The sequence below is a fragment of the Escherichia sp. TW14182 genome, from assembly GCF_000208525.1.
In the GTDB taxonomy this organism is placed as follows: Bacteria; Pseudomonadota; Gammaproteobacteria; order Enterobacterales; family Enterobacteriaceae; genus Escherichia; species Escherichia ruysiae.
This window is the reverse complement of the sequence record NZ_AEJZ01000146.1, coordinates 1-1398: the sequence shown is the minus strand read 5'-3', so window position 1 is coordinate 1398 and position 1398 is coordinate 1. Positions and strand designations below refer to the sequence as shown.

Sequence of the window (1398 nt, the reverse complement as noted above, 5' to 3'; positions counted from 1 at the left end):
GGCGAAGATCGCAGAAATTAAAGCTAAGTTCGGACTGAAAGGAGCAAGTGTATGACGGGCAAAGAGGCAATTATTCATTACCTGGGGACGCATAATAGCTTCTGTGCGCCGGACGTTGCCGCGCTAACAGGCGCAACAGTAACCAGCATAAATCAGGCCGCGGCTAAAATGGCACGGGCAGGTCTTCTGGTTATCGAAGGTAAGGTCTGGCGAACGGTGTATTACCGGTTTGCTACCAGGGAAGAACGGGAAGGAAAGATGAGCACGAACCTGATTTTTAAGGAGTGTCGCCAGAGTGCCGCGATGAAACGGGTATTGGCGGTATATGGAGTTAAAAGATGACCATCTACATTACTGAGCTAATAACAGGCCTGCTGGTAATCGCAGGCCTTTTTATTTGGGGGAGAGGGAAGTCATGAAAAAACTAACCTTTGAAATTCGATCTCCAGCACATCAGCAAAACGCTATTCACGCAGTACAGCAAATCCTTCCAGACCCAACCAAACCAATCGTAGTAACCATTCAGGAACGCAACCGCAGCTTAGACCAAAACAGGAAGCTATGGGCCTGCTTAGGTGACGTCTCTCGTCAGGTTGAATGGCATGGTCGCTGGCTGGATGCAGAAAGCTGGAAGTGTGTGTTTACCGCAGCATTAAAGCAGCAGGATGTTGTTCCTAACCTTGCCGGGAATGGCTTTGTGGTAATAGGCCAGTCAACCAGCAGGATGCGTGTAGGCGAATTTGCGGAGCTATTAGAGCTTATACAGGCATTCGGTACAGAGCGTGGCGTTAAGTGGTCAGACGAAGCGAGACTGGCTCTGGAGTGGAAAGCGAGATGGGGAGATCGGGCTGCATGACTATCAAATCAAATACGCCAGCACACGACAAGGACTGCTGGCAAACGCCGCTTTGGCTTTTTGATGCACTGGATATTGAGTTTGGATTCTGGCTGGATTCGGCAGCGAGCGACAAAAATGCTCTGTGTGCTCACTGGCTAACTGAGGCCGACGACGCGCTCAATTCTGAGTGGGTAAGCCACGGTGCAATCTGGAATAACCCACCGTACAGCAATATCAGGCCGTGGGTGGAAAAAGCTGCTGAGCAGTGCATACAACAGCAACAGACGGTAGTTATGCTTGTGCCAGAGGATATGTCAGTCGGATGGTTCAGCAAGGCTCTGGAGAGTGTCGACGAAGTTCGCATTATCACTGATGGACGGATTAATTTTATCGAACCATCGACAGGGCTGGAGAAGAAGGGAAACAGCAAAGGCTCCATGCTGCTTATTTGGCGACCGTTCATCAGTCCTCGACGGATGTTTACTACCGTATCCAAAGCGGCATTGATGGCGATCGGGCAGGGCGTCAGGAGGCTGAGGGATCCCCACAAAATTACTGCT

At 50.5% G+C, this 1398-nt stretch carries 3 protein-coding genes; all 3 read left to right on the top strand.

Annotated elements, in window-relative coordinates:
* Positions 1–51: 51 nt before the first annotated feature.
* Entirely contained in the window at positions 52–342 is a 291-nt protein-coding gene (locus EQY_RS0113115) for a protein ren (protein ID WP_000145931.1), read from the top strand.
* Positions 343–415: 73 nt separating this feature from the next.
* Positions 416–856 (top strand): recombination protein NinB, encoded by a 441-nt coding sequence (locus EQY_RS0113110; RefSeq protein WP_000736903.1) that lies wholly within the window; start codon positions 416–418, stop codon positions 854–856.
* Positions 853–1398, top strand: a 546-nt coding sequence (locus EQY_RS0113105) for a phage N-6-adenine-methyltransferase (RefSeq protein ID WP_071987952.1), incomplete at its 3' end; no start/stop codon positions are given. The genes EQY_RS0113110 and EQY_RS0113105, both read left to right, overlap by 4 nt.